Below are 25,793 nucleotides of genomic sequence, written 5' to 3'. Positions count from 1 at the left end.
GCTAGTGATTTTCTGAGATCAATCTGTGCCGCCGTTTGGCCAATAATGCGCAGATCACGGCCCCGATGATCGAACCGGCGAAAGCAAGTCCCATATCTTTCTGCGCGTCCCAGATGTCGCCCTGCTGACCGTTGTAGGCCTCGGCCATCCCGGGCGCCAGAGCGATCGCGATGCCCCACTCGAAGAGCTCGTAGAGCGCGCCGGTCGACAGGACCACGTTGATCGCCGACACCGCCGAGCTCACCGTGGCGCGGCCCCGGTCCATGAGCACCCGCATCAGGATCGGGGCCAGCAGCAGGCCGTAGGCGAAGTGGACCAGCCGGTCGAAGTGGTTGCGTTCCCAGCCGAACCGCGCCGACAGCGTCGAGCCGGTGAGGTGCCGCGCCCACTCGTCGTAGGGCACGAACGAGTAGATCCACCGGGCCGCGACCGTGTGCAGGGTCAGGAACACCAGGGCCAGCACGAACGACGACAGCGGCAGCCGCAGCCGGTGCTGGGCGTAGACCAGCCCGACCAGCGCGACGGCGGTGAGCGAGTGGTGCAGGGCCTGCTCGGTCGGGTAGATCGGCCGCCACCAGCTCACCGCCAGCAGGGCGAGGAAGACGGCGAGCGCGATGCGGTGACCCCGTGGTAACGACATCCCGGCAGGGTAGGCGTTGCGTGTGCGCTACGCCAGGTCGTCGGCGTCCGGGCGGCGCAGCAGCGACTGGTACCGCGGCTTGTCGGCGAAACGCGCGAGCACGTAACCGGTGGCCGGGGTGAAGGTCCGGCCGCTCTGCAGGTCTGCGCCGGGCACGAACTCGCTGGTGAAATCGGCCGGGTTGACCACGACCGTCGCGGTGCTCGGCACGGCGTAGAAGTAGACCTCGGCCGGGACGCCGGGCAGGAATCCGTTCCAGATGCCGATCAGCTCGGCCTCGACGGTGATGCCGGTCTGCGCCGCGACGAGCCGACGGCCAGCGTCACGCGGGTCCTCCCCGGTCTCGACGGCGCCACCGGGCAGGCTCCAACGATTGGACCGGGTCACCGACTGCTCGTCGCGCATGCGCAGCAGCACCGCACCGTCCGGGTGGACCAGCGCGACCAGGACAATCCGCAACGTCGTCATGCGATCAACCCTAAACCCGCCGCGCTCGTCCGCCGCCCGCCCGGCTTTCGCCTGCTTGGCCGCTTGGTCGCGCTGTTGCTTGGTCGCGCTGTTGCCTGGTCGCGGTGTTGCTTGATCGCGTGGGAACCCGGAAACTCGCCCCATCAGGCTGCTGGATGGGGCGAGTTTCCGGGTTCCCACGCGATCAGGTCGCCCTACTGGACGGCGAGGAGGTCCACCACGAAGATGAGGGTCTCGCCCGGCTTGATCAGCCCACCCGCGCCGCGGCTGCCGTAGCCCAGCTCGGCCGGGATGGTCAGCTTGCGCCGGCCGCCGACCTTCATGCCGGCCACGCCCCTGTCCCAGCCGGCGATGACGCGGCCGCCGCCGAGCGGGAACTGGAACGGGCTGTTACGGCTCCAGGACGAGTCGAACTCCTCGCCGGTGGAGAACGCGACGCCGACGTAGTGCACGACGACCTGGTGGCCGGCGGTGGCCTCCGCGCCGTCGCCGACGGTGATGTCCTGGATCACCAGGTCGGCGGGCGGGGTGCCCTCAGGGAATTCGATCTCAGGTTTGGTCAGGTTCATGTCACGAATCCTAGGGCCTGAATCCGCCCACCCGTCATGTCACCGGGGCCGCGCGAGCCGGGCGGCCGCCGCCGGACGGGCGGCTCGTCCTCGACCAGTCGGCTGAGGCACCGCTCAGGATCGGGGTCTACGCACCGTGCGACATCGGCGGACGCCGGTTCATCACGGCTCGGAACGCCCGGCCGGTCTTCCGGCGGTCTCGGGACCGGGCGACGCGTGTCAGGACGCCCGAGTGCCGGTGACGTCGGCGAGGTGGTGCACGACGTCGTGCAGGAAATACCGGGCGAAGGTGTCGATGGTGAAATGCGCCCCGTCGCTGCGGGTGCCGGGCCGCTGCCACTGCTCACCGGTGACCGCGTCCAGCTCATCGGCGAAGGCGTCGGCTGCGGCGACCAGCTCCGCGCTGACGACGGCCGGGTCCTGCTCGCTGTAGCGGTCCGCGATCGCGGTGGCGTCCTGGTTCCAGTCCGGGAAGGTCGGGCCGTCCTCGGCGAGCATCAGCCCCAGGCGGTAGGAGTAGAGGTTGCACACGTCGCGGACGTGGCAGGCGTACTCCAGCGGTGACCAGGTCTGCGGGTCCGGCCGGACCGCCACATCGTCGCGCCGGGCGAGCAGGTCGGCCCAGGCTGCCCCGTTGCCGCGCAGCGCACTCGCGACAGCGGCCGGGGCGATGGAGGCTGCGGTGTAGCCGCACTCGGGGCACGGGCGCTCCAGCACCCACGTCCAGTCCTTGGTGTCAGGCGTGATCGTCACCGGCCCACAGTAGGGCCTTCGGCGGCGGATGGTGTGCTGTGGCGCGGGACACAGGGAACTCGACGGTGCGGAGTGGCAGCAACAGACATGGATCCAGGATTTCGCGCCCGCGTACGGGTCGGGGACACCGATGCCTTCCGGACACTGTTCCGCGAGCATTCCCGGGCGGTCTACAACCACTGCTTCCGGCTGCTCGGGGACTGGTCGGTGGCGGAGGACTGCGTCTCGCTCGTCTACCTCGAAGCGTGGCGCCTGCGGGCCAAGATCGACGCCGACGGCGGGACGCTGCTCCCGTGGCTGCTGGGCATAGCCACCCACGTGCTGCACCGCCGCCACCGGGTGTCCCGCCGCCACCGTGCCGTCCTGGCCCGGATGCCGCCGCCCGCGGTGGTGCCCGACTTCGCCGACGAGGTCATCGGGAGGCTGGCCGACGCGGAACGCGTGGCGGCAGTGGGAGCCGTGCTGCGCCACCTGCCCCGCGGTGACCGCGAGGTGCTGGCGCTGTGCGTATGGGCGGGGCTGGACTACGCCGCGGCGGCGGAGGCGCTCGGCGTACCGGTGGGCACCGTGCGGTCACGGCTGTCCCGGGCGCGCGTGCGGCTGGCCCGGCTGGCCGAGAAATCTCCCGTCGATCGGGAACCCGGGTTCGACGAGTTGGCAGTCACCGATTGGCCGCACACCCGCGGCCCGGCCTTGCGGGAGGAGCTTCGATGAAGGACACCGATGCGGACGTGCGGTGGCTGCGCCAGCTGCTCGCCATGCCATCCGAGCGCGAACTCCCCTCGGGCCGACAGCGCCGACGAGAGGAACACCTGATGGAGAGCTTGCAGGAGATGACCGGGACGCAGACGCGCAGCCGGCGGGCGGTGGCCGTGCGCCGCTGGGCCCTGGTCGGCGGGGCGGTCGCCGTCGCCGCAGCGGCCGTGGTCTTCGTGGCGACCGCTGTGCTGGGGCCGGCACCGACTCCGGCCTACGCCGTGAGCACCGATGACGACGGTTCGGTCACCATCACCGTCAACCACGCCGGTGACCCCGCCGACGCCAACGAGCAGTTGCGGCAGGCAGCGGTCCGGGCCACGGTCATCCTGCCGTCGGCGGAGAGCGCCTGTCCGGCCGGAGACCGGCAGGGGGTGACGATCATCAGCTTCCACAGGAGCGGCTTCGCCACGCAGCTCGTGCCGGCACCCGACTACCTGGAGGTCATCCAGGAATCGGGCCAGGCGAGCCGGGTGCGGATCCGGCCCGGTGACATCCCGGCCGGGCAGCTGCTGATCATCACGCCGGTGGAGAGTTCCGCCGGGATGGTGATCCAGGTCGGCAGCTCGGATCTGTCCGGCCCGAGCTGCATCATCAGCTTCGCCGAGACATGGGGCGGCTCCGTCCCGGTCCCGTCGTCGTCGCCCTCCCCCGAGAGCTGATCCCGATCCGCCGGGGCCACGGGCCGGTGCCGTCGCCGACCCGTGGCCCCGGCGGTCCGCGCCGCCGGATTCGGCAGACGCGGGCCCGTCCGGCACACTGCGGGGAAGGTGCGAGCGGCGGGGGAGCGACATGGGCCAGCGGATCAGCGTCGAGGAGTACGACCCGTCGTGGCCGTCTCGGTTCGACGAGGAGGCGGCGGCGATCGGGGCCCTGATCGGGGCGTGGGTCACCGGCGGTGTGCACCATGTCGGGAGCACGGCGGTCCCCGGGCTCGCGGCGAAGCCGATCATCGACATCATGGCCGGGGTGGTCGACCTGGAGTCGTCGCGGCCGTGCATCGAGCTGCTGGGGGAGCTGTCCTACCTGTACGCACCGTATCGGACCGACGTCATGCACTGGTTCTGCAAATCGTCGCCGGAGTCGCGTACCCACCACCTGCACCTGGTGCCCACCGGGTCGCCGCGCTTCGCGGAGGTGCTCGCCTTCCGGGACCGGCTGCGGGTCGATCCGGCAGCGGCGGCGCAGTACGAGGCGCTCAAGCGCGACCTGGCGGCCCGGTACCCCGAGGACCGCGAGGCCTACACCGACGGCAAGGCGGAGCTGATCCAGCGGCTGCTATGAGATGGCGGCTATGACAGAGCCTCGACATACCGGGCCCGCCACAGCGGTGCGGGGTCGCCGCCGAGGCTCGTCCAGTACTCCCGGCCATGGGTGATCTGGCCGTCGATCACGGTCCAGAACGAGGCTGCCCGGAAGACGCCGAGCCCGGCGTGCGGGACCTCGACCTCGGAGACGACCGACTCCTCCTGCGCCACGATGCGCAGCAGGTTGATCGTCCAGCCCTCCGGGTACTCGCTGTTCACCGCGATGAAGTTGGCCCGGCCGACGATCTTCTCGCCGCTGACGGGCCACTCGACCACCGCGCCGTCGGCGAAGAGCTCGCCCACACCCGCCCAGTCGCGCTCGGCGATGCGGTGCCACAGTTCCTCGATCACGTTCAACGGCTCCATGGGGCGACAGTCTGTCAGGCTGCGGCGTTGCGGTAAATGGCTGGCGGATCATCATCCGATTTGTCCGTCCACTGTGGTACCGCGGCGCAGCGCGAGCCGGGCCGGGAGCACACTCGCTCCGACGGCGAGCAGCAGGCACAGCCCGACCACCCCGCCGACGACCGGCCAGGGGATCACCAGGCCGACGGGGGTGCCGACCTGGTCGCTCAGCCCGGCGCGGATCGCGATCAGCGCGGGGACCGCCACCGCGGCGCCGAGCAGCGTCCCGATGAGCACGACGAGCGCGGACTCGGCGGCGACGGTGGCGATCACCTGCCGGTTCGTCGCTCCGGCGAGTCGCAGCACCCGGAAGTCGCGCACCCTGTGCGCGGCGGCCATCAGCAGCGTGTTGGCGACGGCGATCGCGCCGTAACCGGCTGAGACGGTGATCAGCAGCAGCGTGAAGATCCAGACCAGCCGGTCCTCGGCACTGTCGGCCTCGGCCGCGTAGGCGGCGACGTCGATGAGGCGCGCTCCCGATCCGGGCGGAGGCGCCACCGGCCGGTCGACGAGGATCGCCGAGGACAGGGCGGACGGGTCGTGGCCGCGGACGGTGGCCCGGGGCAGCAGCAGCCCGGCCGGCGCGGATCTGTCGGGGAGCACGGCGACGACCCGCACCGGCACGGTCTCGCCGTCGGCGAAGGTGACCGCCGACGGCAGCGTGGCGGCGACCGACGCGGTGGCGGCGCCGGTGCCGCCGGACAGTTCGGCGAGGTCCACGCCCAGCCTGGCGAGTGCGGTGGGGTCGACGCCGAGCGCGCCGATCGGTTTCCCGTCGGCGTAGACGGTGGTGGGCAGCAGCGCCGAGCCCGGCACGGCCGAGGCGGCGGCATCGGTGAGGCCCGGGACGCCACGCTCGGGGGCGATCACGGAGCCCGCCTCGACAGCGGCGCCGCGCCTGGCGGCGTAGGCGGCCGCCGAGGTCTGGACCAGGCCCGAGATGAGGACCGCGAAAGCGACCGTGAGCAGCACCGGGGCTGCCGTGGCCGCGGTACGCCGGGGCGCGCTCAGGGCACCCTCGCGGACCAGCATCCCGGTCGCACCCCGGCCGCGCCCGAGCGGCCAGGAGAGCAGCCGCACGACGAGCGGCACGAACGCCGGAGCCAGCGCGACAGCGGCCGTCATCAGGGCCATCGCGGCGTAGAGGGCCAGACTCCCGCCCTCCTGCGCGTCGTCGCTGGTCGCCACACCGACGGCGAGGGCGGTTCCGGCGACGGTGAGCAGCCCGCCGGCGATCCAGCGGGCCGCACCCATCGGCCGGGACTCCAGGACCGCCTCGCGCAGCGCCTCCATCGGCCGGACCCGTGCTGCCCGCCGCGACGCCGCCCACGCACCGGCGAGCGCGACCACCGGCCCGAGCAGCAGGGACAGGGCGATCGGCCAAGCGGTGAACCGCACCACGAAGGTCGCCGGTTCGAAGCCGGCGTCGACGAGCACCCCGGCCAGGGCGAAGGCGAGCCCCGTGCCCAGGACCACCCCGGTGACCGACGCCGCTGCTCCCACCCCGAGGGCCTCGCCGAAGATCATCCGGCGGACCTGCCGGGGCGTCGCCCCGATCGCACGCAGCAGGCCCAGTTCGCGGCGGCGCTGCGCGACCTGGAACGCGAAGGTCGACGCGACCACGAAGACCGAGACGAACCCGGCGAGCGCCGCCATCGCGGTGAGCACCTGCATGCCGATCCACCTGGTCCGAGCATCGGCACGCGGCTCGGCCGCCGCCCGGTCCGCACCGGTCAGCACCCGCGCCCCGGTCGTGTTCGCCGCCATGTCGGCGACCCGGCGCACGTCGGCCCCGGGTTGCACGGTCACCCCGATGACCCGCACGCCGGGGGCCAGCTCCGCCGCCACCGCATCGCTGAGGTAGATCCCCGGCCCGTCCACCACCCCGGTCACCGTCTGCGTCGACGGCCCGGCCGCCGTCAGCAGCGTCACCACGCTCCCCGCGCCGAGGCCGAGCCCGCTGCCGACCGCGATCTCGCCGGAGCGTGTCGGCGGCCGCCCGGTCACCAGTCGCACCCCGCCGAGCCCGCTGCTCGCCCAGCCGTGCCCCGTGACGGTGGCGGTGTGGGGCCGTCCACCCAGCACGAGCTGCGCGTAGAAGCCGCGGTCCGGCACGGCCGTGGCGACGCCGTCGATCGCGGCGAGCCGCTCGACCAGCTCCGCAGCCCGCGCCGACGACCACGGCACCGACTCGGCGAACTCGTCCGCGCGGCCCGCGGCCGGGCTCAGCACCAGCACCGCTGCCGCCGCGAGCCGATCGGGAACCGCGGGCTGCCCCGACGCGTAGAGCAGCGTGCTCAGCGCCACGACGGTGACCCCGGACGCGGCGGCGACGAACGCACCGAGTAGCGCCCGCCGCCGCGGGGTCAGCACGGCACCTCCAGCCGTGCCATCCGGGCCGCGATCACGGCTGCGTCGGCGCGGGGCAGGTCGTCGACGATCCTGCCGTCGGCCAGCAGCAGCACCCTGTCCGCGTAGGCCGCCGCGACGGGGTCGTGGGTCACCATCACCACGGTCTGCGCGTGCTCGTCGGCGAGGCCGCGCAGCAGGGCCAGGACCTGCCGGGACGTGGCGCTGTCGAGGGCACCGGTGGGTTCGTCGGCGAAGAGCACCGCCGGGCGGCTGATCATCGCGCGGGCGATCGCCACGCGCTGCTGCTCGCCGCCGGAGAGCTCGCCCGGACGGTGGGCGGCCCTGCCCGCCAGCCCGACGGCTGCGAGTGCGGCCGTGAGCTCCCCGGGTGCGGGGCGACGCCCGGCCAGGCGCAGCGGCAACGCCACATTCTGCTCGGCGGTGAGGGTCGAGACCAGGTTGAACGCCTGGAAGACGAAGCCCACCCGGTCGCGGCGCAGGACCGTCAGCGCGTCATCGCCGAGCGGCCCGAGCTCCGTGCCGCCGATGCGGACCGAACCGGCGGCGGGGCGGTCCAGCCCGGCCGCGCAGTGCAGCAGGGTCGACTTGCCGGAGCCGGACGGTCCCATCACGGCGGTGAACGTGCCGGCGGTGAAGGCGACCGTCACCTCCTCCAGGGCGGTCACCCGCCGGGGGCCGAGTCCGTAGCCGGCGGTCACGCCGTGCAGCTCGACTGCGTGTGTCGTCATGCCGGAGACGATGCCGCCGGGCAGGCACCCGCCGCGTCGGCCCGTGGCCGGGACTTCGGCCTCCGACCACGGGCCGACGCGGCGGGTCGACGGCGGCTCGTCTCCACCCTGGGGATGACGCGTCGTGGTCCGACGCGCGACCCCCGGCGGGCCGGATACCGTCAGGGTGTGACCACGATCGACGCGCTCCCGCTGCTCGGCCGCCGGTGGCGGTTCGGCGAGCTGATCGCGGCCGACACCGTGCTAGCGGTGGTGCTGGCGCTGCTCTGCTCCTACGCGGCGATGGAGGGCACCGCCCTGGTGCCGGTGGCGTGGCTGACAGGGGTGCTGATCGGCGGCCCGCTCGCCGTGCGGCGGCGCTGGCCGGTCGTCACCGCCGTCGTCACCATCGCCGCCTCGGCAGCGGCGCTGACCTCCGGGATCATCCCCGCCTACGCGGCCGTGCCGCCGAGTGCCGCTGTGGCGTTCGCGCTCTACATGGTCGGTGCGGCCGTGCCCCGCCGGGCGTCGATCCTGACCCTCACCGGCGGGTTCGCCGCGATGGTCTGCGCGCTCACGCTCGCCGACACCTCTGCGAGTGCCGAGTTCGGCGGCGCGGAGGTCGGGTTCGCCTGCCTGGCGGTCGGCGCGGGCTGGGTGCTGGGCCGGGCCACCCGGGACCGCCGGGCCTCCGCGGCGAGCCGGCTCGAGCAGGCCACCCAGCAGGCCGTGATCCAGGAGAGGCTGCGCATCGCCCGCGAGCTGCACGACATCGTCGCCCACAGCATGAGTCTCATCGCCGTGAAGGCCGCGGTCGCCAATCACGTCGCCGAGCTGCGGCCGCAGGAGGCAGGTGCCGCGCTGCGGGTCATCGAGTCGACGAGCAGGGCGGCTCTCGCCGAGCTGCGCCACGCGGTCGGGGCCCTGCGCGGCGACGAGGCCTACACGCCCACGCCGGGCCTCGCCGGGCTGGCGCGCCTCGCCGAGCAGGCCGCGAGCAGCGGCGTCGAGGTGCACCTGGAGGTGCGCGGCGAGGCCGAACTCCCCGAGGGGGTGGGTGTCTCGGCCTACCGGATCGTGCAGGAGTCCCTGACCAATGTGATCAAGCATGCAGCACCGGCCCGCTGCGAGGTCACCGTGACCGTCGGCGGCGGCGAGTGCCGCATCGAGGTGACCGACGACGGCAGGCGCCCGCCCGCGGATCCGGCCCGGCCGGGCCATGGGCTGGTCGGGATGCGGGAGCGGGTCGCCGTCTACGGCGGAGCGCTCGACGCCGGTCCGCTGCCCGCAGGCGGCTTCCGGGTGGCCGCGTGCCTGCCCTACGGGGAGGTCCCGTGACGCGGGCCAGGGCTGTCGACGCGGCTGCTCCTGGACGCGCGGGTGTCCGCAGGCACGCCCCGAAGGCCCCTGAGGCGGCGGGTGGTCCGGCGGCTGTCCGATGGGGAGGTCCCGTGGCCCGGGTCCGGGCGGCCGCGGCGCCGCCCGACGAGGAGGCGCTGTGATCCGCGTGCTGATCGCCGACGACCAGGCGCTGCTGCGGGGCAGCTTCCGGGTGCTCGTCGAGACCGATCCCGGGCTCACCGTGGTCGGCGAGGCGGGCACCGGTGCCGAAGCGGTGGCGCTCGCCGAGCGGCACCGTCCCGATGTGGTGCTGATGGACGTGCGGATGCCGGAGCTCGACGGGATCGGCGCGACCCGGCGGATCAGCGCCGTGCTGCCCGAGACCCGGGTCCTCATTCTGACCACGTTCGACCTCGACGAGTACGTTTACGCCGCGCTGCGGGCCGGTGCCAGCGGGTTCCTGCTCAAGGACACCCCGCCGGCCGAGCTGCTCGCCGCGATCCGGGTCGTCGCCGCCGGGGAGGCGCTGCTGGGGCCCACGGTGACGCGGCGGCTGATCGCGGAGTTCGCGCGGCGGCCGGAGCCCGCCGTCGGCGTTCCGGCCGGGTTGGGCGGGGTGACCGAGCGGGAGCGGGAGGTGCTGACCCTGGTCGCCCGGGGCCTGTCCAACACGGAGATCGCCGACCGGCTGACGGTGAGCCTGCCGACGGTGAAGACCCACATCGGGCACCTGCTCGGCAAGCTCGGCGCGCGCGACCGGGCCCAGTTGGTGATCGCGGCCTACGAGTCGGGGCTGGTGACGGTCAGCCGGTGACCGGGAGCAGTTCCGGTCGGCGCTGCCGGATCGGGGTCAGCATCCCGGCCGCCGCGATCAGCATGTAGGCGATTCCGGCGACGACCAGCACCGTGTTCACCCCGAACCCGGCTGCGGCGGCCGTGAGCACCGCGGCGCCGACCGGGCCCAGTGTGGAGTGGATAGTCCAGTAGGCGGCGGTCACCCGGCCCAGCAGGGCGTTGGGCGTCACCTGCTGGCGCAGGGTCATCGAGCAGATCCCGGCGATGGTGCTGAATCCGAAGGTGACGACGGAGAGCAGCGCGACCGCCGGGACGGAGGCGGCGAAGCCGAGCCCGGCGATCCCGGCACCGCAGAGCATCGTCGCGGCCACCCAGGTCAGGCCGAATCCGAACCGGCGGCGGACCCGTGCCACCAGCAGCGATCCGGCGATCGTGCCGAGGCCGGTGACCGCGAGCACGTAGCCGATCGTGCTGTCCGGCTGGCCGAGGTCGGTCTTGAGGTAGTAGATGATCAGGTCGATCAGCCCGAGGTGGATGAAGATCAGCAGGGTGAGCAGGGCGGTGAGGGAGCGCAGCACCGGGTGCCGCCACAGGAACCTCGCCCCCACCAGCAGGTTCCGCCAGAACGGCACCGCTTCGGCGGGTGCCTCGGTCGGGGCGGGGCTGCGGAACCGGACGAAGAAGATGCCCACCGCCGCGGCGAGGAACGTGGCGGCGTCGACCCCGATCGCGGTCGCGGGACCGTACCGGGCTGACAGGATCCCGGCGATGATCGGCCCGGCGATGCCCGCCGTGGCGTAGCTCGCCGAGAGCCGTCCGTTGGCCTGGGTGAGCTGCTCGGCGTCGACCAGCCTCGGCAGGATCGCCACATATGTCACCTGGAACAGCATCGCCAGCGCCCCGCCGAGCGGCACCACGACGTAGAGCAGCCAGATCGGGGTGGCGAAGAGCCAGGCGACCGGGATCGACGCGTAGATCACGCCCCGCGCCACGTCGCAGACGATGAGCAGCCGTCGGCGGTCGAACCGGTCCACGATCACCCCCGCGAAGATCCCGGCGAGGATGTTGGCGACGGCACCGGCACCGGTGACGAGGCCCATCTGGACCACGGAGCCGGTCGCGTGCAGCACCAGCAGCGGGATCGCCACCATCGTGAACGTGTTGCCGGCGGTGGAGAACGTCTGCACCAGGAGGAAGAGGTTGAAGTCCCGGTTGTCGCGCCACTGCAGCGGGGGTGCCGCCGCCTCCTGATCATCCACTCGCCGGAGGTTACCCATGCCGCTACGACATCGACAAGGGCAGATGCAACATTCAGTATTTCTTCCTCACCCAGCGTGCGGAACCGTGGGGGCGGACAGGTCACAATGCTCGGTGCAGGTCACCAGGACCGTGTCGTAGCCCTCGACGAGCATCATCGCGAGCTCGCCGCCCGGACCGACGGCGACGTGAACGTCGCGGTCCGGGGTCGTCAGCCCGGCGACGAAGAGCGTGACGTCCCGGCCCGGCACTGCGCAGCTCTGCCCGCACCGGGCCACGCTGTAGCGGGGCGGGGAGTCCAGCCACGACCAGTCGAGGCACCACTCGAAGCAGTCCGACGCCGCCGGCCTGCGCAGCACCACCAGGCGGCCGCCCGCGGCGTCCAGCGCCAGCAGCGCCGCCCAGGTGCCGCGGTCCGACGGCCGCTCCTTCGCGCGGACGACCAGCGAGGAGCAGCCGTCGTCCACGCACTGGGCCTCCGCGGTCAGGCCGGGGCCGTAGTCATGGCCGCGGGTCCAGGTGATCAGCGGACGCCCGTGCTCGTCGTGGCCCGGGGTGAGCTGGCCGGCCGAGTTGAACAGGCTGGTCTTCCGCCCCAGTTCGACGGGTACGCCCACACAGCGCGCGTCGTCACCGCAGCGCCACGCGCTCAGCTTCCCGCCGGTCCCGGAGTCACCCCGGTCGAGCAGGAACGCGGCGAGCACCTCGCTGCCGCCGGGTAACGCGACGATCACCGCCGCGGTGGGCCCGCTGACCCCCTCCACCGGCATCACGTAGGCGGTGCAGTTCCCGTCGGCGGTGCAGCGGTGAAATCGGGGCTGGTCCTTCGACAGGCCGCCGCTCGCGGTGGAGTGGGTCAGCGCGACGAAGGTGCCGTCGGCGTTGACGGAAGCGGCGTCGAAGTGGCCGATCTCGGTGTGCTGGGCCTGGTCGCAGGCCCGGTCCCGGCACCTGGTCACCCCGGTCTGGTCGACGATGACGAGCGTGCCGTCCGGGGCGTGGCCCATCGCCAGGGCGGCCTGGTCGAAGCGGTGCGTCGCGGTGACCGTTAGCCCCGCCGGGTTGGCCACGGGCACGGCGACGACGAGCAGCACGGCTGCGGCGAGCCCGGCCGGGGCAGCCCGTCCCCGCCATACTGCCCACCGCGCCGGCACCGTGGTCTCGGCGGCCGCGATCTCGGCGAGGGTGACGTCGATGGACGGGAGGTCGGCGACGGCCCGGGCGTCACCGGGGTCGCGCGGTGCGAGCAGGGTCCGCACGATGGTGCAGGCCTGTGCCGTCACGAGCACGACGACGCCGAGCAGGACGAGGCACTCCCCGGCCCCGGCGAGCAGTCCGCCGGCGAGGCGCCCGCCGGGAGTCGCCGCGCCGCGGACCGCGGCGGCGGCCCAGAACCCCAGCGCGGGCAGGGCGAGCAGCACCAGCACCATCCGGATGCTCGCGCCCAGCGTCCGCCCCCGCAGCAGCAGGCGGGTACGCGTAACCGGCGCACCGGAGCCCTCCAGCAGCCGCACCGGCAGGCTCAGCACGGGCTGCCCGCAGATCAGCAGAACGCCGCCGACGAGGATGGCGAGCCCGAGGACCAGGCCGAAGGAGGTGCCGACGACCGCGAGGCACAGGGCGGCGAAGCCGACGAGGAGCAGCGCCGCGGCCACCCCGACGAACCAGACGGCGGTGCCGCGGATCCCGCGCAGCCCCCACCGGATCGCCGCCGGTGCGGAGATCTCCGCCCCCCGGAGCCAGGCGGCGGCGACCGGCAGCGCCGCGGTGAGTGCGACGAGCCAGGCGAATCCCCAGACCAGGGCGGTGGTCAGCACACCCGTGCCGGGCCGCAGCTGATGGTCGAGCAGGGCCTCGGCGGCGAACCATGCGACGGCGTGGTCGATCAGCCAGGCGAGGACCAGCGGCGGCGCCGCCGCGAGGAACAGCCGTCGATGCTGGTGCCACAGGATTTCGACCGTGATGGGCATGAGGTGACGATAGGTAAACCCCGCGGATGCCGTGGTCCCATGAGGACACGGTTGGGCCAAGAGCGTGTCACCCGAGCGCCTGCATCACCGGGACGAACCAGCGGCTGCGGTCGCCGGGCAGCGGCCGGTCGCCGCGGACCATGAGGGCGGTGTCGAACCACGGCTTGGCGCCGTGCTCCGAGGCCCACTCGATGAGCCGGGGGTGCCGGGCGTCGAGGTCGAGCCGGAACGGGCCCTCGACCGAGGCGGCGAGGTCGGCGATGAGCGTCATCGCGTCGGCCTCGGTCGCCGCGATCACCGGGCCGATCACGGTGGCGCCGACCGTGCGCCACGCCCCGGCGTACCCGGTGATGGTGTTGCTCTTCTCGACGACCCGCAGCTGCTCGCAGAAGCCGGGCAGCAGCGGGACCAGGTGCGTGCGCTCGACGCCGTTGACCTCGGCGTCGAGCGCGAGGATCGCGGCGACGTCGCCCGGCTCGGCCGGGCGTGAGCCGGGTCGCGCGGGCGGCAGGACGAGCGGACCCAGATGGGTATGCGTGGCGCCGACCGTGACGAAGCCGAGGCGCTCGTAGACGGGGCGGCCGTACTCCGTGGCGTTGAGGAAGGTGATCGCGTCGCCGGCCTCGTCGAGCGCGTGGGCCATCATCCGGGTGCCCAGGCCCCGGCGGCCGTAGCGGCTGGCGACGAGCACCATGCTGATCGCGGCGAGCTCCGTGCCGTAGCGGGTGAGGATCGTCGTGCCGACGAGCTCCGGGTCCCGCAGGCCGTATGCCTCGCCGACCTCGAGGAGCAGGCCCCATTTGCGGTCCTCGGGCCCCCAGTCGCGGTCCTGGGCCAGGGTGAGGCAGTCGGGCAGGTCGCGGGGGCCCAGGCGGACGATCTCGTCGATCACCGGGCCAGCTTATCGCTGCTGGGTCGCGCCGTATCCGAGTCGCTCGACGAGGTCGCCGTAGCGGGCGGAGATCGCCTTGAGGTGGTCGTCGGTGAGGTGGTCGGGCCAGTCGCCCGGGATGCCCCGGCGGTAGTGGCTCGTGACGTCGACCTGGCCGGGCTGGCGGCCCTTGGACATCTTGGCGAAGGTGAAGCGGTTGACGGCGCTGTCCACATAGGTCGACGGCAGCGCGTGCAGCGGTGCCCGGGGCAGCACGCGCCGGGCGAGCGCGAGCGGCTTGGGGGTGCGCCGCCGCGGGGCGAGGTTCCAGTGGAAGGCCGCCGTCCGCAGGCGCTCGCCCTTGGCCGGCACGACGAGGCCGAGGTGGCGCAGCGCGCGGTCCCAGGAGCCGCGCGTGTCGGCGAGGATCTCCTCCATCCGCAGCTCCAGTACGCCGGGGTTGGCGTAGTTCCACGCCGACATCGGATCGAGGAAGAGACCGCTGAACTCGATCTCGCGGTAGAGGCCCTCGTCCTCGCTGAGCTCCTTGAGCGCCTTGCGGTGCTCGACGAGGTTGGTGAAGGTGATGCCGAACAGCTTCTCGGGGTGGCTGTGCAGGTGGCTGAAGTAGCCCGAGACGATGATGTCGCGCGGGTCGCGGATGACGTTGAGGCCGACGAGCGGCGGCAGGCTGTCGAAGTCCTCCTGGCGGCAGTTCGTCATCACCAGGACGTCGGGCTTCTCGGCGCGGACCTTGTCGCCGATCGTGGCGTAGCCGTCCCACTGCTCGGGCACGTGGACGGTGAGCGTGGTGAGGCCCAGCGCGATCGTCGCGTCCGCCAGGATGCTCCGCGACCAGGTGGAACCGGTCCTGTGCCGACCGAAGAACGCACGGAGCATTGCCGACTCCTAACGGTGTGTGAGCGCGACCGAACCAAGCCATAGATGTCTATGTCTCGAAGAAGGGTCTGTCAAGAGTTTGAGTCGAACTTGTTAACTCACATTCACAAATGGCCCAACCTGTGTCAGTCTTCGGCCGAAAATCGAGATGCGGCGATTCACTCGTGTTTACGCCGCTGTTAAAACGCTCGCCGTGGACGTATCGTCATCGACACCCGCCGATCAGCCCTTATTCGCTCTCCTGAATTTGGAGGCCTTCTGATGGTTCGACTCGCCCGTGTCGTCACCGTCGCAGCGCTCACGATCGCCGGGACTCTCTTCACCGTCGCGCCCGTGTCGGCTGCCCCGACGCCCGGTATCAACTGCAACCCGCCCAGCAGCAACCTGCTGACCTTCACGCCGCCGCTGACCTCGACCCTCCAGCCGACGACGATCGTCAAGCAGACGACCTACAAGCCGTGCGTGTCGCAGTCCAACCCGAACGTCATCAGCGGTACGTCGAACGTCACGTTCAACATGATGGACGACTGCACGATGCTGATGCTGACCGGCTCGACCACCTTCACGATCCTGTGGAACACCGGCCAGACCTCGACGATCACCGCGACCCGTTCACCGATGCTCGTGGGCACGCCTCCGGGCTCCCAGTTCGTCGTGAACTTCACCGGCACCGTCACGGCGGGCCTGTGGGCCGGGCTCAACGCCAAGCAGCAGTTCAAGGGCTCGGGCGACGACCTCTTCAACTGCCTCTACCGCGGCGGCCGCCTGCAGTCCCTCAAGTCGTCGGTGACCCTGGCGATCTTCCCCTGAGCCCTTTCCCGGCTCACGCAGGTACGCCCCGACCGGTCCGCCGGCCGGGGCGTACCCCACTCACACAATGGTCCAGGTCACGGTGATTCCGCACTTCACGGCACCGATGTTGGTGTATCCGGTGTCGAACAGGCTCTCAGGGTTGGCGGGCTGCCGGTAGAACCGCAGCTCGTGCTGGTCCCAGTGACAGGCACCCGCGGCGGTGGCGTCCGGTGCGGCGCCCGGGATGAACACCTTCCCGCCGGGGACGTCGTTGCCGGGCATGATGCCGTGGCCGTTGCCCGGATTCATCGGGTTGAGGTGCCAGGTCTTCGCGACCGGGGGCGGGTATTGGACACGGTTGGACACGCCGCGCTGCGCGACCTGGCATGCTGGGCGGATGCGCACCATGGGGGCAGACCACGTCGACGAGGCGCTCGCCGAGCTGCGGCGGGCGCTCACCCCGCACGTCACCCGCGACTGGTTCCAGCCCGCCGGGGAACTCACCTGGACCTGCTGGGCGACGGCCGTCCACATCGCCCACGACCTGCTCGCCTACGCCGGTCAGGTGGCCGGCCGCCCCGCCGACGCCTACCTGCCGCTCGACCTGACCGTCCCGGCCGAGACCCCGCCCGCCGAGGTGCTGCGGGTCATCGACGCCTGCGGGGCCCTGCTGAGCAGCGCGATCACCACCGCCGACCCGGCGAGCCGCGCCTGGCACTGGGGCCCGACCGATCCCGGCGGCTTCGCCGCGCTCGGGGTCGACGAGATCCTGATGCACACCCACGACATCACCCGCGGTCTCGGCGTCGACTGGCGGCCCCCGGCGGACCTCTGCGCGTCGGTGCTGGCCCGGCTCTTCCCCGACGCCCCGCCCGGCGACCCCGCCGACGTGCTGCTGTGGTGCACCGGCCGCGCCGAGCTCGGCGACCGGCCCCGCCTGTCGTCGTGGACGCTCAAGGCAGCGCTGGACTCATGACACGTCGGCGATGACCAGCCGGTAACCGGCGTCGAGCTCGTCGAGTTCCAGCAGGTCCGCGTGCTGCTCGTGCCAGCGCCCGGACGCGAGGTCCGCGTGCAGGCGCGCCAGGCCCGGCGCCAGCGCTTCCTCGCCGGTCTGCGCCAGCATCGAGATCCCGTCCCGGACAACCCTCTCCAGGTACGCCGAGGGGCGCCGCCAGTATGCCGCGCCGAACCCGTCGACACAGTCGTGCGGCACCGGGACGGTCTCGATCCGCGCCCCGCCGAGCAGCTCCGCGAGCACCTCCACCGGCACCGCCCGCGTCTCGTCGATCGCCGTCGCCTCCGGGACGTACTCCCGCAGCAGCCAGAACTCACGGGTGACCCGCTGATCCCAGGTGAGGACGACGACCCGCCGCCGCGCGATCCGCCGCAGCTCCGCCAGGCCCGCCGCGAGATCGGTCCAGTGGTGCACGGTGAGCAGCGCCATCACCGCGTCCGCGGCGTCGTCGGCGACCGGGAGCGACTCCGCCACCGCCTGCACCGCCGGTGCCGCCCCGGCCGGCCGCTGGGCGATCATCACCGCGCTCGGCTCGACCGCGAGGACCGTGCCGGCGGGCTCGTAGGAGCCCGCGCCCGCACCGACGTTGACGACCGTCCGCGCGTCGCCGAGTGCGCTATGGATCCGGGCCGCGATCCGCGGGTCAGGTCGCCGGGTGCTGGAGTAGGTCGCGCCGATGCTGTCGTAGACGGTCACGCCGAGCAGTGTAGGAGGCCGGGTGACCACCCCCGTGGGACCAACTCTTGAAGAGTCGGTCCCACGGGGTGTGCGCCTCAGCTCTCCGGGTCAGCTCCGTGTGGCGAAGTAGCGGGCCGCCACCGCCGTGTGCAGGTCGAAGGCGAGCTCCACCGGGCCCGTGATCAGCTCCCAGCCGTCGCACTCGTCGTTGGCGACCGACTCCGGCAGGTCCGCGAGCGTCAGCGTCGGCAGCAGGCCGAAGACGAGCAGCGTTCCGCTCGGCGCGCTCAGGGTGTCGAAGTGGGTCACGTCGGCGGCGGAGGTGACGAGACCGGTCTCCTCGCGCAGCTCCCGTGCCGTCGCCTCCTGCCATGACTCGCCCAAGTCGAGGAACCCGCCCGGCAGCGCCAGCCATCCCACCTGGGGCGGGATCGACCGGCGGATCACCAGCAGGCCGTCGTCGACGGGCTGGACGGCGAGCACGACCGGCAGCGGATTGAGGTAGCTGATCTCCGAACAGCCCTGGCACCGACGCGGCCAGGGCTGGTCGACCGCGAACGGGTGGCCGCAGTAGGAGCAGTGCGAGTGGCGTACCGGCATACCCGCGACTGTAGCGACTCTGGCAGGCTGGGCGGATGTCGATGATCACGCTGCCGCGGCAACTCGCCCGGACCCGCCGGTTCACCCTCGGCGCACCCGGCCACTTCAGCATCGGGCCCGGCGGCGGCACCGTCCTCTTCCTGCGCAGCGCCGCCGGGGACGACGCGGCCGCGAGCCTCTGGGCGCTCGACGTCGCCACCGGTGCCGAACGGCAGCTCGCCGACCCGGTCCAGCTCCTCGGCGGTGCCGCCGAGCAGCTCTCCGCCGCCGAACGCACCCGGCGGGAGCGGGCCCGGGTCGCCGGCAGCGGCATCGTCGCCTACAGCACCGACGCCGATCAGCGGCTCGCCGCGTTCGCCCTCTCCGGTGCACTCTGGACGGTGGAGATCGCCACCGGCGTCGTGACCAGGCTCGACGCGGTCGGCTCCGTCATGGACCCGCGCCTGGACCCGACCGGGCGGCGGGTCGCCTACGTCAGTGACGGGGCGGTCCGCGTGATCGAGGCCGACGGCACCGGAGACCGGGTGGTGGCGGCACCGGACGGACCGGAGGTCACGTTCGGGCTGGCCGAGCACGTCGCCGCCGAGTCGATGGGGCGCGACGATGGGTTCTGGTGGGCACCCGACGGACAGCGCCTGCTCATCGCCCGGGTCGACAACGCCGCGGTGATGGTCTGGTACATCTCGGACCCGGCCGAGCCCGCCCAGCCGCCGCGAGCCGTCCGCTACCCGGCCGTGGGCAGCGCCAACGCCGACGTCACGCTCTGGGTCGCCGGGCTCGACGGGGAGCGGACCGAGGTGCGGTGGGACCGGACGGCCTTCGAGTACGTGCCCTCCGCCGGATGGGACGACCACGGGCCGTACGCCGGGGTGCAGAGCCGGGACCAGGGGACCGTCCGCGTGCTCGCCGTCGACCCCGACGACGGGTCGACCGCCGTCCTCGCCGAGCAGCGCGACGACTGCTGGGTGCAGCTCGTCCCGGGGCTGCCGGTGCGGACCGGATCCGGGCTGCTGGTGGGCCACGCCGACGTGGGGGAGACCCGGCACCTGACCGTCGCCGGGGAGCCGGTCACGCCCGCCGGGCTGCAGCTCGACTCCGTGATCGACGTCGAGGGCGACGAGGTGTTCTTCGTGGCGTCGGCCGAACCGACCGAACGGCACCTGTGGGTCTGGGCTGCGGAGACCGGAGCCCGGCAGGTCAGCTCGGCGCCGGGCGTCTACACCGGCGCGCGGCGGGCGGGAACCGTGGTCGAGTGTGCGCGTACCCCCTCGTGGTTCGGCGCGGTCGTGACCGTGCGGCGCGGCGCGGCGCCGGACCGGGTGATCGGGTCGCGGGCGCAGCGGCCGGTGCTCGAGCCGCGGGTCGTCGCGTTCGCGGCCGGGGAGCGGGAGCTGCGCAGCCACCTCTTCCTGCCGTCATGGCACCGGGAGGGGAAGCTGCCGGTGCTGCTCGACCCCTACGCCGGGTCGGCCGCGCAGCGGGTCACGGCAGAGCAGGCGGCCTGGTCGCTGGTCTCGCAATGGTTCGCCGAGCAGGGCTTCGCGGTGCTCGTCGTCGACGGGAGTGGTACGCCGGGCCGCGGCCCGCGGTGGGAGCGCGAGGTCTACGGCGACATGTTCACCGGCGTCCTCGACGACCAGGTCACGGCGCTGCACGACGCCGCTCGCCGATTCCCCGACCTCGACCTGGACCGCGTCGCGATGCGCGGCTGGTCCTTCAGCGGCACGCTCGCCGCCCTCGCCGTGCTGCGGCGGCCGGACGTGTTCCACGCGGCGATCGCCGGGGCGGGCGTGACCGACCAGCGCCTCTACGACACGCACTGGCGGGAGCGGTTCCTCGGCCACCCCGATCTGCACCCCGACCGCTACGACTCCTGCTCGCTGCTGCTGGAGGCGCCGAAGCTGACCCGGCCGCTGCTGCTGGTGCACGGGTTGACCGACGACAACGTGTTCCCCGCCAACACGCTGCGCTTCTCCCACGCGCTGCTCGCGGCCGGGCGTCCCCACGAGGTGCTGCCCCTGAGCCGGGCCACCCACGGTGTCGCCGACGAGGCCACCGCCGAGAACCTGCTCCTGCACCAGCTCGACTTCCTCCGCCGCGCCCTGCACCTGCCCTGACCTCACGCCGCGCAAACCGCCTGATCAGGCGGTGACGGCAGCCCTCGCCTCCCCTGTCCGTCATTGAACAGGGGAGGGTAGATGACATTTCTCGTGACGCTCGGCTCCCCGGGGCGGAGCTGGACCAGGGTCCTCGGCGCCACCGGCACGGACCCGGTATGAGCGCGTCCCGGCGGTACGACAAGGCGCTCGAACTCACCCGGCAGGCGCTCGCCCTGGTGGCCGGGCAGGAGTACCAGCAGGCCGCAGTGCTGTTCACCCAGGCCCTGCGAATCCTCATGCCCGGACCCGGTCTCCTCGCCTCCGGCCACGAGCACAGGAAGTGGGAGCTGGCGCGCACCGACCTGCACGGCGAACTGGGCAAGGTGGAGTTCCTGCTGGGCCGGCTGGCTCCCGCGCGGGAGAACCTGGAACGGGCGTGCGCCGGCTACCGGCACCTCCAGGAACCCGACTCCCGCGACTACGGCGTGACCCGGAGCAACCTCGGCGTGGTCTACGAGAAGCTCGGGATGATCAACGAGGCGCTCGCCTGCCACGAGGACTCCCTGCGTATCGCGCAGCGGCACGGCGAGCCGGCGGATTCGCTGGCCACGTCGCTGTGCCATATCGGCATGGTCCAGCAGCTCGCCGGCGACCGGCCGGGGTCGGATCGGAGCTTCGCGGCCGCGATCGCCATGCCCGGCGTCTCGCGGCTGATCCGGGCCGGTCTGCTGCAGAACGCCGCCTTCCACCACACCCACTACTTCGAGTACGCCCAGGCGCTGCCGCTGTTCTTCCAGGCCCTGGACGAGTTCACCGCGCTGGAAGAGGCACGGGTGCTGCCGTCCGGCTCCGACGAGCGCGCCATGTGCCTGACGAACATCGGGCAGCTCTACGCCAACGAGCAGGACTTCACCCGGGCGCTGGACTACCAGCGGCGAGCCCTGGCGCTCTTCGAGAGGAAGCAGCCCGACGGCGTGATGACCGCCACGGCGCTGTCCAATCTCGCCGGCACGCTGATGCTCCGGATGCTTGAGGACGACCTCGCCGAGGCCGACGGGCTGCTGGGCAGGGCGATCGAGATCTCCGGCCGCCACTCCGCCGCCGCGCCGGTCCGCGGCCTTTACCTGGCGAACCGCTCGTATGTGGCGCTGCGACGCGGCGATCCCGACCGGGCACTGGCGCTGGCCGTCGAGGGCATCGCCGTACGGGCCGCAGGCACCTCGGACCGGACCACGGTCGTTCCGTACGCGGCGGCAGGCCTGGCGTACTTCACCCTCGGCCGGCTCGACGAGGCGGAGGAGGCGCTCCTGGCGGCGCTGCGAGCATCGGAGAGCATCGCGCCGCTGCTGCCGGACAGCCAGGACCTCCACAGCCTGCTCGGCGCCATCGCGCTGGAACGGAGCCGGTCGGAGGAGGGCGAGCTGAAACGGAGCCGGCTGGACCGTGCCGTCGAGTGCCTGCGCACGGCGCGAACCGTCGCGGAGCAATCCCGCCGACTCCTCGACGGCGAGCCGGGCCTGGAGTTCCTCTTCGGGACGGGCGCGGCGGCGTACCACTGGTTGATCGACGCGCTCTACCAGCGCAACGGTCCCGGTGACCGGGAGGAGGCGTTCACCGTCGCCGACGGCGTGCGTGCGCGCGGCCTCGCCCGGATGCTGACCGGCGACGACATCGCCGCCGCCGAGGATCCCGAGATCCGCCGGCTGATCGCCGATCACCAGGACGCGCTGCGCCGGCTCGGTGTCGCGTGGCAGGAACTCGCCAAGGCGGAGGACCCGGTCCAGCAGGCCGAGCTGAGGTGGCGATACACCGACCTGGCGCACCGGGCCGAGCAGTACCGGATCCGGCTCGCGGGGTCCTCGTTCCGCTTCGGCGACGTCATCGCTCCCAGCGCCTGCACGGTGGAGCAGGTCCGCGCGGCCCTGGATCCCGGCACCGCGTTCGTGCTGCACGAGCCGACACCGAGCGGCACCTACGCGTGGGTGATCCGGCCCAGCGGGACCACGATGATCCGCCTGCCGATCGACGCGGCGGAGCTCGAGGAGCTGGTCACGACGGCCGTCCAGGACCTGGAAGAGCCGGTGGACGCGACCGGCCCCGGCGGGCAGCTCGCCGACCTGAGCACGGTGCTCCTGAAACCGCTGGCCGACGGGCTGCGGGGAGCGGAGCATGTGGCGCTCTCCCCCGGAGGTGTCCTGGCCTACCTCCCGTTCGAGCTCCTCACCATCGACGGGGTGCGGCTCTTCGAGAGGTGCACGACGAGCTACGTCCCGTCGCCGACCACCATGGTCCGCTTCGGCGGCGGGCCGGTTCGCGGCACGCACGAGCTGGACTTCGTGGGCTTCGCGTCCAGCAACGACGGTTTGAAGCATCCGCCCCTCGAGGTGGCCGAGATCGCCGAGATCTTCGCGCCGCGATCACTGCAGATCGTGGCGGCGGCGACCCCGGAGGCGGTCCGTGCCGACGCCGTCCGGGCCCGCTACGTCCACATCGCCTCGCACGCGTTCGTCGACGACGACCAGCCGCAGTTCTCCCGGCTCGTGCTGGCGCCGTCGGCGGTGGACGGTGATTCGTCGCTGTTCGCGTTCGAGTTCGCCGGGCTGCGCCTGCGGTCCCAGCTCGTGTCGTTGTCGGCGTGTTCCACGGCACGGAGCAGGCTCCGGCCGGGTGAAGGGCTGATCGGGTTCTACCGGGCCGTCCTGGCGACGGGGACCGACGCCGCGCTGCTCAGCCTGTGGGCGGTCCCGGACCGGCTCGCCCGGGTGTTCATGGTGCATTTCTACGGGCTGATCGCCGCGGGCAGGCCCGCCGAGGTGGCCCTGCGGGAGACGAGAACACACTTCGCGCCGCCGGACGGTGCGATCAGCGCGAGGACGACCTGGGCGGCATTCATCCTGGTCAGCGTCAACCCGCGAGGGAGCCGTTCCATCGAGAAAGGTCGGCGAGCATGACACTTCCGGTATCCGCGGTCATCGACGAGGCACTCGAGGTGCTCGGCGAACTCACGGCATGGGAGCTGACCGAGCGGGCATGGGCGTTCGTCGAGCGGCAGCTGATGGAGCTCGCGGCGGCGGTCGAGCAGCGGGACGTCACGCGTACCCAGGCGGCTGTTCTGGAACTGGAGGAGGTGGGCGAGACCCAGCGGCAGCACGCGAGCGCTGCGCGGCCGCCCGCCCAGCCGCCGCGCGCACCGAAGGAGCCCTGCTCACCCCGCCTGCGTACCGTCTCCCAGGTCCTCGGCGAGCGGCTGATCGAGTGGAGGCGGGAATGGCAGGCCCGCTGACCTCGGCGGCGCTGCACGTCCACTGCTTCAGCGCCGCCGGCCAGGATGCCTACCGCCGTGCCGTCGGCGATGCCGTCACCGGTCTGGGCATGGTCGAGGTCCAGGCTCCGACGGCCGCGGCCCCGCCGGACGGGTTCGTCGGACTTCACGCGGCTCCGGGCGGCGGAATCCTCGAAGCGCTCCAGTACCGCGACGGCGACCTCACCGCGCACTCGGTCTGCCTGGCGCCGGACCCGGCCGTCGCGGATGCCTCCTGGTCCGTGCTCGACCGCCGCTGGCGAGATCTCGGCACCGACCCGGCCCCGCAGGCGTGCATGCTGGAGGCCCGCGTCCTCTACGCCCTGTATGGCGGCGGGCCCCCCGACGCCGTCGCCATCGCCGGCCTGCTGCCCGCCGAGGTCGGCCCGCTGCGCCCCGCCGCCGCCGATCTCGGCGACGGCATCCGGGTCTGGGCGACCGGCTCCCCTCACGACGCACTGCGCTACCTCGTCGTGGTCGCGCCGCGGGACCACGAGGCCGAAGCCGACGGATGGCTGTGGCCCGACGGCAGGACGGACCTGCCGAGGGTGCCGCGCTACCTCTGGGAGGCGGCGAAGGTCTCCTACCGCATGCGGCAGATCCGGGCCGCCGGGCCGGACGGCGGCTGGACCGGCGCCCACGCCGACATCCTGCTCGGCGACCTCGACGAACCCGATGCCGACCGCGTCGTCGCCGAAGCACACCGCCGCGCCGACGCGCTCGCGCTCACCCAGGCGATGCTCGCCGACTCGCGGACCGGGGTGGCTGCGGTGCTCGCCAACCTCGCCCTGCTGATCTTCGTCGACGCGCCGGCGGCGGCGAGCCGCGGACCGTTCCACGCGGACCTGGTGACGTGGGAGGCGGATCTGGTGTTCATCGCCGACCGGACCGCCCTCGTGTCCGCGGCCCGCGATCGCGTCGAAGCGCTCGCCCGCATGGCGGCCCGGCAGCGGGAGCACACGGCGAGCGCCGCCGTGGCCCGCAACAGCCACGCGATCGTCGCCCAGGCGGCGATCATCGGCGCGTTCCTGCTGGCGCTGTCGGCTGCCCAGACCCTTCACTACGACTGGCCCTTCCGGCCGTCCCTGCGCCTGCCGGCGATCACCATGGTGACGGCGATGGCGCTGCTGCTGCCGCTGGCCACGGCATCACCGCGGCACACCCGGTCGGTGTGGCGGGTGGCCGCCGAGTGCGGTGTGTGCGCGGCGTCGGGGTGGCTCGTGACGACCGTGGCCGCGTACGCGTCGTGGGGGAGACCGGCACCGGTAGCGGTGACCCTCATGGTCGTGCTCGCCGCGATCACCGTCGATTTCGTATGGTGGCACAGCCGGACGTCGAGGAGATCCTCGTGACGGCCCGCGATCTCGAACAGTCCTCCGTCTTCCGCCGGAGTCTCGCGCAGTTCGCCGTCACCATGATCGTCTTCACGGTGGTGCTGTGGCTGCTCGCCGCCCCCACCTGGGTGTTCGTCGCGACCGAGGCGGCTGCCGGGGTCGTGTCGGCGGTGCGGCTCTGGGGACCGGGCGAGCTCGACAACGCCCAGGAGTACGCGCTCATCGTCGCCACCGAGTTCACCTGGGAGGTCGTCGAAGCCCTCGCCGCCGATGAGCGGCTTCGGGACGGCTGGGGCCGCGCGGGCGTGCGTACCGGCCTGCTGGCGGGCCTGACGCCGGCGTCGGCCGCCGCCGCGGCGGAGACCCTGCGCCGGACTGCCCGCCCGCGGGTGGAGCCGTGGACCGTCGCGCTGGTGGCGGTGCTCGTCACGGCGGGAACCGTCCTCGCGCTGGAAGTCCTGGCGCAGCCCTCGTGCATCCGCATCTCCACGACGGCCGTGACCGTGTTCGTGGTGGCCGCCGTCGTGGCGGTGGCGAGCCGCTTGGTCCGGCACCGGTATAACGAACGGCAGCGGCACAACCTCCGCGCGCACCTCGCCGCCGACCCGCGACAGTCGATCGTCGCCGAGCTGAGGGCGTTGCTGGCCTCGGGTGCGGTGCGGCAGCGGACGATGCTGGCCGCCGCCCTCGACGACCTGTGCGATCCGAACCCGGAGCGTCGGCCGTCGCTGCCCGCGGTCGCAGCCGTCCTGCTGCCGTACGCCGTCCTCGGTGCCGTGGCGGCGCTCTGGCTGACCGGCCTGACGACAGCCTGCTGACAGGCCCCTGAATCGCACGCCGGGAAAACGGAGACGGAAGT

General features: G+C 72.8%; 26 protein-coding genes. 12 read left to right on the top strand and 14 right to left on the bottom strand.

Going from position 1 to position 25,793, the window contains the following annotated elements:
• Nucleotide 1 precedes the first annotated feature (1 nt).
• The 4 genes from F4553_RS02640 to F4553_RS02625 all read right to left on the bottom strand — a co-directional run bounded on the left by F4553_RS02640 (nt 2) and on the right by F4553_RS02625 (nt 2,430).
• Entirely contained in the window at nt 2-640 is a 639-nt protein-coding gene (locus F4553_RS02640; protein WP_184831567.1) for a DUF2238 domain-containing protein, read from the bottom strand.
• Nucleotides 641-667: 27 nt separating this feature from the next.
• A complete protein-coding gene (locus tag F4553_RS02635; RefSeq protein WP_184831565.1) occupies nt 668-1,108 on the bottom strand; it encodes an NUDIX hydrolase in 441 nt (146 codons plus the stop codon).
• A 194-nt stretch (nt 1,109-1,302) separates the two neighbouring features.
• Nucleotides 1,303-1,677 carry an FKBP-type peptidyl-prolyl cis-trans isomerase gene (locus F4553_RS02630; protein WP_184831563.1) on the bottom strand — a complete coding sequence of 125 codons (375 nt, stop codon included), beginning with the start codon at nt 1,675-1,677 and terminating at the stop codon, nt 1,303-1,305.
• A 219-nt stretch (nt 1,678-1,896) separates the two neighbouring features.
• Nucleotides 1,897-2,430, bottom strand: a complete 534-nt coding sequence (locus tag F4553_RS02625; RefSeq protein ID WP_312875069.1) for a DinB family protein — start codon at nt 2,428-2,430, stop codon at nt 1,897-1,899.
• A gap of 87 nt (nt 2,431-2,517) precedes the next feature.
• On the opposite strand from F4553_RS02625, the gene F4553_RS02620 reads away from it, so the two are divergent.
• The 3 genes from F4553_RS02620 to F4553_RS02610 all read left to right on the top strand — a co-directional run bounded on the left by F4553_RS02620 (nt 2,518) and on the right by F4553_RS02610 (nt 4,470).
• A complete protein-coding gene (locus F4553_RS02620) occupies nt 2,518-3,144 on the top strand; it encodes an RNA polymerase sigma factor (RefSeq protein WP_184831559.1) in 627 nt (208 codons plus the stop codon).
• Nucleotides 3,141-3,848 (top strand): hypothetical protein, encoded by a 708-nt coding sequence (locus F4553_RS02615; protein ID WP_184831557.1) that lies wholly within the window; start codon nt 3,141-3,143, stop codon nt 3,846-3,848. The genes F4553_RS02620 and F4553_RS02615 overlap by 4 nt, the downstream gene beginning before the upstream one ends.
• Before the next feature lie 130 nt (nt 3,849-3,978).
• The gene (locus F4553_RS02610) at nt 3,979-4,470 is read left to right on the top strand and encodes a GrpB family protein (protein ID WP_184831555.1); all 492 of its coding nucleotides are present in this window, start codon (nt 3,979-3,981) and stop codon (nt 4,468-4,470) included.
• Between the two features lie 8 nt (nt 4,471-4,478).
• Here the strand turns inward: F4553_RS02610 and F4553_RS02605 are convergent, their stop codons facing one another.
• The 3 genes from F4553_RS02605 to F4553_RS02595 are packed head-to-tail and all read right to left on the bottom strand — an operon-like array spanning nt 4,479 to nt 7,999.
• Complete coding sequence (locus tag F4553_RS02605; RefSeq protein WP_184831553.1) at nt 4,479-4,859, bottom strand: nuclear transport factor 2 family protein; 381 nt, start codon at nt 4,857-4,859, stop codon at nt 4,479-4,481.
• 51 nt (nt 4,860-4,910) lie between these two features.
• Nucleotides 4,911-7,271, bottom strand: coding sequence for an FtsX-like permease family protein (locus tag F4553_RS02600; protein ID WP_184831551.1), 2,361 nt, complete (start codon nt 7,269-7,271; stop codon nt 4,911-4,913).
• Entirely contained in the window at nt 7,265-7,999 is a 735-nt protein-coding gene (locus F4553_RS02595) for an ABC transporter ATP-binding protein (protein WP_184831549.1), read from the bottom strand. Before F4553_RS02595 ends, F4553_RS02600 begins: the two co-directional genes overlap by 7 nt.
• Before the next feature lie 168 nt (nt 8,000-8,167).
• Between F4553_RS02595 and F4553_RS02590 the strand changes: the two genes are divergently transcribed.
• Together F4553_RS02590 and F4553_RS02585 are read left to right on the top strand one after the other, a co-directional pair.
• Entirely contained in the window at nt 8,168-9,316 is a 1,149-nt protein-coding gene (locus tag F4553_RS02590; RefSeq protein ID WP_312875068.1) for a sensor histidine kinase, read from the top strand.
• Nucleotides 9,317-9,476: 160 nt separating this feature from the next.
• On the top strand, nt 9,477-10,133 hold the full coding sequence (locus tag F4553_RS02585) for a response regulator (protein WP_184831547.1): 657 nt from the start codon (nt 9,477-9,479) through the stop codon (nt 10,131-10,133).
• Here the strand turns inward: F4553_RS02585 and F4553_RS02580 are convergent.
• From F4553_RS02580 to F4553_RS02565, 4 genes are all read right to left on the bottom strand, one after another.
• Entirely contained in the window at nt 10,123-11,373 is a 1,251-nt protein-coding gene (locus F4553_RS02580; RefSeq protein WP_312875067.1) for an MFS transporter, read from the bottom strand. The genes F4553_RS02585 and F4553_RS02580 overlap by 11 nt on opposite strands.
• A 66-nt stretch (nt 11,374-11,439) precedes the next feature.
• Entirely contained in the window at nt 11,440-13,341 is a 1,902-nt protein-coding gene (locus tag F4553_RS02575; RefSeq protein ID WP_184831543.1) for a mechanosensitive ion channel family protein, read from the bottom strand.
• A 67-nt stretch (nt 13,342-13,408) separates the two neighbouring features.
• Nucleotides 13,409-14,233, bottom strand: coding sequence for a GNAT family N-acetyltransferase (locus tag F4553_RS02570; RefSeq protein ID WP_312875066.1), 825 nt, complete (start codon nt 14,231-14,233; stop codon nt 13,409-13,411).
• 9 nt (nt 14,234-14,242) lie between these two features.
• Nucleotides 14,243-15,112 carry a sulfotransferase family protein gene (locus tag F4553_RS02565; RefSeq protein ID WP_184831541.1) on the bottom strand — a complete coding sequence of 290 codons (870 nt, stop codon included), beginning with the start codon at nt 15,110-15,112 and terminating at the stop codon, nt 14,243-14,245.
• A gap of 261 nt (nt 15,113-15,373) precedes the next feature.
• On the opposite strand from F4553_RS02565, the gene F4553_RS02560 reads away from it, so the two are divergent.
• Entirely contained in the window at nt 15,374-15,922 is a 549-nt protein-coding gene (locus F4553_RS02560; protein WP_184831539.1) for a hypothetical protein, read from the top strand.
• Between the two features lie 60 nt (nt 15,923-15,982).
• On the opposite strand, the gene F4553_RS02555 is transcribed toward F4553_RS02560, so the two are convergent.
• The gene (locus F4553_RS02555) at nt 15,983-16,270 is read right to left on the bottom strand and encodes a hypothetical protein (RefSeq protein WP_184831537.1); all 288 of its coding nucleotides are present in this window, start codon (nt 16,268-16,270) and stop codon (nt 15,983-15,985) included.
• Between the two features lie 40 nt (nt 16,271-16,310).
• Here F4553_RS02555 and F4553_RS02550 point away from each other — a divergent pair, with 40 nt between their 5' ends.
• Nucleotides 16,311-16,880 (top strand): DinB family protein, encoded by a 570-nt coding sequence (locus F4553_RS02550; protein ID WP_184833142.1) that lies wholly within the window; start codon nt 16,311-16,313, stop codon nt 16,878-16,880.
• Here F4553_RS02550 and F4553_RS02545 read toward each other — a convergent pair.
• Nucleotides 16,875-17,618 carry a class I SAM-dependent methyltransferase gene (locus tag F4553_RS02545; protein ID WP_184831535.1) on the bottom strand — a complete coding sequence of 248 codons (744 nt, stop codon included), beginning with the start codon at nt 17,616-17,618 and terminating at the stop codon, nt 16,875-16,877. The two genes, F4553_RS02550 and F4553_RS02545, sit on opposite strands and share 6 nt — an antisense overlap.
• A 90-nt stretch (nt 17,619-17,708) precedes the next feature.
• On the bottom strand, nt 17,709-18,200 hold the full coding sequence (locus F4553_RS02540; protein WP_184831533.1) for an NUDIX domain-containing protein: 492 nt from the start codon (nt 18,198-18,200) through the stop codon (nt 17,709-17,711).
• A gap of 35 nt (nt 18,201-18,235) precedes the next feature.
• Here F4553_RS02540 and F4553_RS02535 point away from each other — a divergent pair, with 35 nt between their 5' ends.
• From F4553_RS02535 to F4553_RS02515, 5 genes are all read left to right on the top strand, one after another.
• On the top strand, nt 18,236-20,317 hold the full coding sequence (locus F4553_RS02535; RefSeq protein WP_184831531.1) for a S9 family peptidase: 2,082 nt from the start codon (nt 18,236-18,238) through the stop codon (nt 20,315-20,317).
• 158 nt (nt 20,318-20,475) lie between these two features.
• Nucleotides 20,476-23,250, top strand: coding sequence for a CHAT domain-containing protein (locus F4553_RS02530; RefSeq protein WP_184831529.1), 2,775 nt, complete (start codon nt 20,476-20,478; stop codon nt 23,248-23,250).
• Nucleotides 23,247-23,582, top strand: coding sequence for a CATRA system-associated protein (locus F4553_RS02525; protein WP_184831527.1), 336 nt, complete (start codon nt 23,247-23,249; stop codon nt 23,580-23,582). The genes F4553_RS02530 and F4553_RS02525 overlap by 4 nt, the downstream gene beginning before the upstream one ends.
• Nucleotides 23,567-24,952: a CATRA conflict system CASPASE/TPR repeat-associated protein gene (locus F4553_RS02520; RefSeq protein WP_184831525.1), complete on the top strand. Its 1,386-nt coding sequence runs from the start codon at nt 23,567-23,569 to the stop codon at nt 24,950-24,952. The genes F4553_RS02525 and F4553_RS02520 overlap by 16 nt, the downstream gene beginning before the upstream one ends.
• Nucleotides 24,919-25,752 carry a hypothetical protein gene (locus F4553_RS02515; protein ID WP_184831523.1) on the top strand — a complete coding sequence of 278 codons (834 nt, stop codon included), beginning with the start codon at nt 24,919-24,921 and terminating at the stop codon, nt 25,750-25,752. Before F4553_RS02520 ends, F4553_RS02515 begins: the two co-directional genes overlap by 34 nt.
• Nucleotides 25,753-25,793: the final 41 nt, after the last annotated feature.

It is taken from the genome of Allocatelliglobosispora scoriae (assembly GCF_014204945.1).
GTDB lineage: Bacteria > Actinomycetota > Actinomycetes > Mycobacteriales > Micromonosporaceae > Allocatelliglobosispora > Allocatelliglobosispora scoriae.
Note: the sequence above shows the minus strand (reverse complement) of the source record. Positions and strands in the feature narration are given on the sequence as shown.

Excerpts from the sequence above, each read along its gene's own strand:
- F4553_RS02640 (WP_184831567.1), bottom strand. The coding sequence starts at position 640 with ATGTCGTTACCACGGGGTCACCGCATCGCGCTCGCCGTCTTCCTCGCC.
- F4553_RS02635 (WP_184831565.1), bottom strand. The coding sequence starts at position 1,108 with ATGACGACGTTGCGGATTGTCCTGGTCGCGCTGGTCCACCCGGACGGT.
- F4553_RS02630 (WP_184831563.1), bottom strand. The coding sequence starts at position 1,677 with ATGAACCTGACCAAACCTGAGATCGAATTCCCTGAGGGCACCCCGCCC.
- F4553_RS02620 (WP_184831559.1), top strand. The coding sequence starts at position 2,518 with ATGGATCCAGGATTTCGCGCCCGCGTACGGGTCGGGGACACCGATGCC.
- F4553_RS02615 (WP_184831557.1), top strand. The coding sequence starts at position 3,141 with ATGAAGGACACCGATGCGGACGTGCGGTGGCTGCGCCAGCTGCTCGCC.
- F4553_RS02610 (WP_184831555.1), top strand. The coding sequence starts at position 3,979 with ATGGGCCAGCGGATCAGCGTCGAGGAGTACGACCCGTCGTGGCCGTCT.
- F4553_RS02605 (WP_184831553.1), bottom strand. The coding sequence starts at position 4,859 with ATGGAGCCGTTGAACGTGATCGAGGAACTGTGGCACCGCATCGCCGAG.
- F4553_RS02595 (WP_184831549.1), bottom strand. The coding sequence starts at position 7,999 with ATGACGACACACGCAGTCGAGCTGCACGGCGTGACCGCCGGCTACGGA.
- F4553_RS02575 (WP_184831543.1), bottom strand. The coding sequence starts at position 13,341 with ATGCCCATCACGGTCGAAATCCTGTGGCACCAGCATCGACGGCTGTTC.
- F4553_RS02565 (WP_184831541.1), bottom strand. The coding sequence starts at position 15,112 with ATGCTCCGTGCGTTCTTCGGTCGGCACAGGACCGGTTCCACCTGGTCG.
- F4553_RS02560 (WP_184831539.1), top strand. The coding sequence starts at position 15,374 with ATGGTTCGACTCGCCCGTGTCGTCACCGTCGCAGCGCTCACGATCGCC.
- F4553_RS02550 (WP_184833142.1), top strand. The coding sequence starts at position 16,311 with ATGGGGGCAGACCACGTCGACGAGGCGCTCGCCGAGCTGCGGCGGGCG.
- F4553_RS02540 (WP_184831533.1), bottom strand. The coding sequence starts at position 18,200 with ATGCCGGTACGCCACTCGCACTGCTCCTACTGCGGCCACCCGTTCGCG.
- F4553_RS02535 (WP_184831531.1), top strand. The coding sequence starts at position 18,236 with ATGTCGATGATCACGCTGCCGCGGCAACTCGCCCGGACCCGCCGGTTC.
- F4553_RS02530 (WP_184831529.1), top strand. The coding sequence starts at position 20,476 with ATGAGCGCGTCCCGGCGGTACGACAAGGCGCTCGAACTCACCCGGCAG.
- F4553_RS02525 (WP_184831527.1), top strand. The coding sequence starts at position 23,247 with ATGACACTTCCGGTATCCGCGGTCATCGACGAGGCACTCGAGGTGCTC.
- F4553_RS02520 (WP_184831525.1), top strand. The coding sequence starts at position 23,567 with ATGGCAGGCCCGCTGACCTCGGCGGCGCTGCACGTCCACTGCTTCAGC.